Origin of the sequence: Intestinibacter sp., from assembly GCF_034113885.1 — a bacterium.
Taxonomy (GTDB): Bacteria; Bacillota; Clostridia; order Peptostreptococcales; family Peptostreptococcaceae; genus Intestinibacter.
In genome coordinates, this window is sequence record NZ_JAXEWM010000009.1 from 1 (window position 1) to 5,787 (window position 5,787).

Sequence of the window (5,787 nt, forward strand, 5' to 3'; positions counted from 1 at the left end):
TTAAAAAATATATTTTTTATTATAATTATAAGTAAAATTATTAAATACAAAAAAACTATGTAGCTTAGAAAAAAAAATCTAAACTACATAGCTTTTTTTATTTATTATTAAAAAAGCTTTTTAGTATTTCTAGATATAGCTGACCTAGATGGGATAGAGTTATATCCTTATGCATGATTATTCCGATATTTATAACTTCATCTACATTGAGAGGAATAGATATGATATTTCTTCCATTTAAAAAGTACGAAGGATATATGCCAGAAGATATTGTATATCCATTTAGTCCGACCATGAAGTCAAATATAGCTGCTCTATCACTGATTTTTATGCTTTTTTTAACGCTTCGAGTGCTGAGTATTTCCTCTGAAAAATAAAATGAATTATATACTCCCTGTTCAAATGAAAGGCAAGGATATTCATCTAGATCTTCCAAAGAAACGAGTTTTTTATTTGCTAGGGGATGATTTTCGCTTATAAATATATGTGGCTTTGCTTCTATTAAGGATACAAATTTTAAGTTGCTTTCACGGATAAGCTTTTGGAGTACAGTTTTGTTGTAGTTGCTTAAATATATAATTCCGAGTTCGCTGCGAAGGTTTTTTACATCGTCTATAATTTCGAATGTTTTAGTTTCTCTTATCGTAAATTCATACTGATCTCCACCAAATTTTTGAACTAAGGATATAAAGGCATTTGCGGCAAATCCATAGTGCTGAGTCGATATACAAAAATGCTGCTTTGAGGATTTATTTCCTATGTATTTTTCCTCTAGCATTTCGTATTGCTGTATAACCTGTCTTGCATATCCTATAAATTCGTATCCTTCGTTTGTAAGTGTCATACCCCTGTTAGTTCTGACAAAAATAGTAATTTTTAATTCCTGTTCAAGCTCCTTTATAGAATTAGATAGACTTGGTTGAGAGATAAGTAAGCTTTTAGCTGCTTCATTTATTGAACCTTTGTCAGCTACAGCTAATACATATTTTAATTGTTGTAGAGTAATAATAATCACCAACCTTTATTAAATATAAAAATACCTTATATTGTAAATTATAATATAAATTAGAGGATTTCTTAATATATTGTAATAAATAAAAATATTATAAGATGATATACTTATTAATAAGAAAATATATATTTTAAAGGTGAACACTAATGTTTGGATACATAAGAATAAATAAAATGGATTTGACATTTAGAGAGTTTGATTATTACAAAGGATATTACTGTGGTTTATGTAAATATCTAAAGGAGAATCACGGAGAAATTTCTAGGCTCTCATTAAATTACGACATTACATTTTTAATATTAATTCTCAGCGCTCTTTATAAGGTTAAGTCAACTATTACAGAGGAGAGATGTATAGCAAATCCATTAAAGAAAAAAATGAGAATAGTAAATGAAATTACAGAATATGCAGCTAGTATGAATATACTTTTATCGTATTACAAATTAGAAGACAACTTATATGACGATAGAGGTATAAAGGATAAATTGGCGTATAATCTTTATAAGACAAAATTAAAGCGAGCATACGAAAAATACCCTGAAAAGTCAGAATATATAAAAGGTCAATTAGAAGCCTTAAGAAAATTAGAAGGTGAAAAATCAAATAGTATAGATAGAGTATCTAATACATTTGGAAATTTAATGGGTGAAATTTTCGCATTAAAACACGATCAATACGAAGAAAATTTGAGAATGATAGGCTTTAATTTAGGCAAATATATTTATATATTAGATGCATATGAGGATTTGGATGAAGATTACAAAAAGGGTAGATACAATCCATTTATAGATTATATAGATAAAAAGGAACAGCTAAAAAATAAAGTGGATAGATTGATAAGTATGTCTCTAGGAATGGTCGCCAAAAATATAGAGGATTTAAATTTAGAATTTAACAAATCTATTATCGATAACATAATCTATTCTGGAGTTTACTTGAGATATAAAAATATATTAGAAAAAGGATGTGAAAGTAATGTACAGTAACGTATATCAAGGTAATTTTAGCGATATAAGATCTTTAATAGGGAAAAAAGAATTTCAAAAGGCTTATGATTTACTTCAAAAAATAAGCGATAAATGTAGTGAATGGTACTATCTAACTGGATTGTCAGCTATGAAAATCGGATATTATGATGAAGGTGAAGAGTACATTACAAAAGCTGCTACTATGGAACCTACTAACGAAGAATACAGCCATGCATATAATCAATACAATCAATATAGAAATGACTACAATCGCAATTCATATAACTACAATAGAAGAAATAGAAATGACTTAGATGGATGCTGTTGTTGCTGTTGTGGCGATGATTGTTGTGATACAATATGCCAATTATGGTGTGCAGATCAATGTTGTGAATGTTTTGGAGGAGACTTCATAAGCTGTTGCTAGGAAGTAATTTAAATAATATGGGAGAGTGAGTATATGAGCAGAAAAATTGCATATTCAGGAATACTGTTGGCAGTAGATGTTCTTTTGTTTGCTATGCTAAATGTGCTTCAAACAAATACTCTTTTTCTATTAGGATTAGCATCTCTTCCGATTGCCGTTATTATTATGAACTGGGGTCCTAAGACGGGAGCGGTATTTTATATTGCATCTGTTGTATTAGGATTTATAGTGATTAGTAATAAAGCTCATTGGATTATATATGTTTTCACATTTGGAGTATACGGCTTGATTAAGTATCTAGTTGAGCAAGATAGACCTGTTTATGTAGAATATATTTTAAAATTGATTTATGCCAATGTAGTTTTGGCGATAGTTTATTTTATCGTGAGACAATTTGTATATGTACCTAAACAATGGTATTTAATACTATTGTTTGAAGTAGTATTTTTAGTTTATGATTATGCATATTCTTTATTTATAGATTATTATAACCAAAAGCTAAAGAATATGATTAATAGATAGAAATTAATTAAAAAAGCTGTTATTTTGAGAGATTCATGTGTTTGACAGAAAAGCCTCATGTAATAAATTTGGGTTTTATTATAGGAGGCTTTATTTCTATTATTCTTGTTTAGAATTTCTATATTCATGAGGAGTCAAACCAGTTTTTTTTCTAAATATTTGTATATAATGGCTGACATTATTGAATCCAACTCTTTCAGCGATATCTAATATAGAACTGTTACTTCCTTTTAGTAGTTTCATACTTTCGTTAATTCTATAGTTGATTAAATAATCATAAGGAGACATTTTAACAGATTTTTTGAAAAATCTACAACATTCTCCTTTGCTTACAAACACTGAATCAGCGATATCTTGTAGTGTTATTTTTTGACCATAATTCCTATGGATAAAAGATAGTACATCTTTAACCCTTTGTTCATTAATAGGTTTAGGCTCAGTTTTTTTAGAAAATATATCGTTTTCATTTTCAACTAATAAAAGCCAAAAATTTAACAAACTAATATATATTTTTAATTCATATCCCTTTTGCTTTATTACATCGGCGTTTATAATATCACCTATATGCCCTAAGATATCCTTTTCCCATTGGCTATTACCATAAAATTCAATTGAATTTAAGTTTTCTGCTGTAAGTACTGGTTCAATATATTTTTGTTCGATTATGCTTCCTGGGAACATTTTTAATAACTTAGCGTCGAAGTTTATAGAATGATAGATGCAATCTTCATCGCCTACACTTTTGGCCATATGAATTCTTTGAGTATTTATGAATATAGCTTGGCCATTTTTTAAAATGTATGATTTTTCTCCAACTATAAATTCTACAGAACCTTTAGTAACTATTGATATTTGTAGTTCATCGTGCCAGTGAAGCTTAACATAACCTTTAGATAGTTTTCTAATTTCGCTAAAACTAACTTCGAATGGAAACGAATACATTTTTTCAATACTTATATCTTCTAAATTATCATTTAAAACCATTTCCTTAGAACGCATTAAAATTCCTCCTTATATGTTAATATATTGATATTTTTTAGTTAATATACTTATAGAAATAATAATATCTAGACGATATAATTATAAATGAAAATAAGAAGTTAAGCAAATAAAACTAACCAAATAAAATAGAAATTATCCATAGCTTTTGAGCTAAAAAAATAATATACCAAACCTAACGAAGGGACCCCTCCAAAAAAATGACCAGGGTCCTTTTTTCATATCTAAAAAAATATGATATACTAATTAAAAGATTTGTAAATTATTAAAAATTATTATATAAGCTATAAATTATAAAATTTTTTTAGATAAGGAGATGGCAAATTTGAAGATTTCAACTAAAGGAAGATATGCACTGCGCTTAATGATTGATTTAGCTATAAATGATGAAGGAAAATGTATAAGAATAAGAGATATCGCTAAAAGACAAGAAATATCTGATAAATACCTAGAACAAATAATATCAATACTTAATAGAGCTGGGTTTATAAAAAGTATAAGAGGTCCTCAAGGAGGACATAGACTTGCTAGACATCCAAAAGAATATACAGTAGGTATGATTTTGAGATTGACAGAAGGAAGCTTGAGTCCGGTTGCTTGTTTAGATGATGAGATAAACCAATGTAGTAGGCAAGCTCAATGCGCAACTTTAGAATTATGGAAAAAACTAGACAAAGCTATAAGCGATGTTGTAGACAATATAACTCTCGAAGACTTAGTTCAATGGCAACTAAATAAAAATAATAATTATATTATTTAAATTTTTAATTGTGAAAACTGCTTGAAATAGCCAATATTTTAGGCAGTTTTATTTTTTTGGAAAAAATTATATATTTCCTATTGACATAGTATGGAATATCGATTATTATTAAATCATACCAAATAGGTAGGAATTGGAAATTAAAAAATTGAGATAAATAATATAATTGCAGGGGGTAAGAAATATGACAAACAAAATAAGTAGAAAAGATAGAAATTTAAAATTTGAAACATTACAACTTCACGTAGGACAAGAATCACCAGATCCAGTTACAGACGCAAGAGCAGTACCAATATATCAGACATCTTCATATGTTTTTAGAAATTGCGACCATGCAGCAGCTAGATTCGGATTAAGCGATGCAGGTAATATATACGGAAGATTAACTAACCCAACAGAGGATGTATTTGAACAAAGAATAGCAGCACTTGAAGGAGGGGTTGCAGCATTAGCAGTAGCATCAGGAGCAGCAGCATTAGCATATACATTCCAAAACTTAGCTCAAAATGGAGATCACATAGTTGCAGCTAATAATATTTACGGAGGTACATACAATTACTTAGCACATACATTCCCAGAATATGGAGTGCAAACAACATTCGTAGATCCAGCAGATAAAAAAGCTATAGAAGATGCAATACAAGAAAACACAAAAGCAGTATTTATAGAAACATTAGGAAATCCTAATTCAGATGTAGTAGATATAGAAGAAATTGCGAAAATAGCACATGCTCATAAGATACCACTAGTAATAGACAATACTTTTGGTACACCTTATCTTATAAGACCGATAGAATATGGTGCAGATATCGTAGTTCATTCAGCTACTAAATTTATAGGAGGTCATGGAACTACTATAGGTGGAGTAATAGTAGATGGTGGTAAATTTGACTGGGAAGCATCAGGAAAATTCCCAAGCTTAGTTGATCCTAACCCAAGTTATCATGGAGTAAGCTTCACAAAGGCAGTTGGACCAGCAGCTTTCGTAACAAAAATAAGAGCGATATTACTTAGAGATACAGGTGCTACACTTTCACCTTTCCATGCATTCTTCTTCTTACAAGGATTAGAAACATTATCATTAAGAGTTGAAAGACAT

7 protein-coding genes are annotated in these 5,787 nt (G+C 29.1%); 5 read left to right on the forward strand and 2 right to left on the reverse strand.

Going from position 1 to position 5,787, the window contains the following annotated elements; all coding sequences use genetic code 11:
* Positions 1–97: 97 nt before the first annotated feature.
* Positions 98–1,015: a LysR family transcriptional regulator gene (locus SPD90_RS00540; RefSeq protein WP_331680494.1), complete on the reverse strand. Its 918-nt coding sequence runs from the start codon at positions 1,013–1,015 to the stop codon at positions 98–100.
* Between the two features lie 143 nt (positions 1,016–1,158).
* Here SPD90_RS00540 and SPD90_RS00545 point away from each other — a divergent pair, with 143 nt between their 5' ends.
* The 3 genes from SPD90_RS00545 to SPD90_RS00555 are packed head-to-tail and all read left to right on the forward strand — an operon-like array spanning position 1,159 to position 2,929.
* Entirely contained in the window at positions 1,159–1,998 is an 840-nt protein-coding gene (locus SPD90_RS00545) for a DUF5685 family protein (RefSeq protein WP_320923998.1), read from the forward strand.
* Positions 1,988–2,407 (forward strand): hypothetical protein, encoded by a 420-nt coding sequence (locus tag SPD90_RS00550; RefSeq protein ID WP_320626940.1) that lies wholly within the window; start codon positions 1,988–1,990, stop codon positions 2,405–2,407. Before SPD90_RS00545 ends, SPD90_RS00550 begins: the two co-directional genes overlap by 11 nt.
* Positions 2,408–2,440: 33 nt before the next feature.
* Entirely contained in the window at positions 2,441–2,929 is a 489-nt protein-coding gene (locus tag SPD90_RS00555) for a hypothetical protein (RefSeq protein WP_320626939.1), read from the forward strand.
* A gap of 99 nt (positions 2,930–3,028) precedes the next feature.
* On the opposite strand, the gene SPD90_RS00560 is transcribed toward SPD90_RS00555, so the two are convergent.
* A complete protein-coding gene (locus tag SPD90_RS00560) occupies positions 3,029–3,928 on the reverse strand; it encodes an AraC family transcriptional regulator (RefSeq protein WP_320626938.1) in 900 nt (299 codons plus the stop codon).
* Between the two features lie 325 nt (positions 3,929–4,253).
* On the opposite strand from SPD90_RS00560, the gene SPD90_RS00565 reads away from it, so the two are divergent.
* Entirely contained in the window at positions 4,254–4,688 is a 435-nt protein-coding gene (locus tag SPD90_RS00565) for an Rrf2 family transcriptional regulator (protein ID WP_320626937.1), read from the forward strand.
* A 184-nt stretch (positions 4,689–4,872) separates the two neighbouring features.
* On the forward strand, positions 4,873–5,787 hold a 915-nt coding region (locus tag SPD90_RS00570), incomplete at its 3' end, for an O-acetylhomoserine aminocarboxypropyltransferase/cysteine synthase family protein (protein ID WP_320923999.1).

Bases quoted from the DNA above. Each gene is read 5' to 3' on its own strand.
- SPD90_RS00550 (WP_320626940.1), top strand. From the start codon at position 1,988: ATGTACAGTAACGTATATCAAGGTAATTTTAGCGATATAAGATCTTTA.
- SPD90_RS00545 (WP_320923998.1), top strand. From the start codon at position 1,159: ATGTTTGGATACATAAGAATAAATAAAATGGATTTGACATTTAGAGAG.
- SPD90_RS00555 (WP_320626939.1), top strand. From the start codon at position 2,441: ATGAGCAGAAAAATTGCATATTCAGGAATACTGTTGGCAGTAGATGTT.
- SPD90_RS00560 (WP_320626938.1), bottom strand. From the start codon at position 3,928: ATGCGTTCTAAGGAAATGGTTTTAAATGATAATTTAGAAGATATAAGT.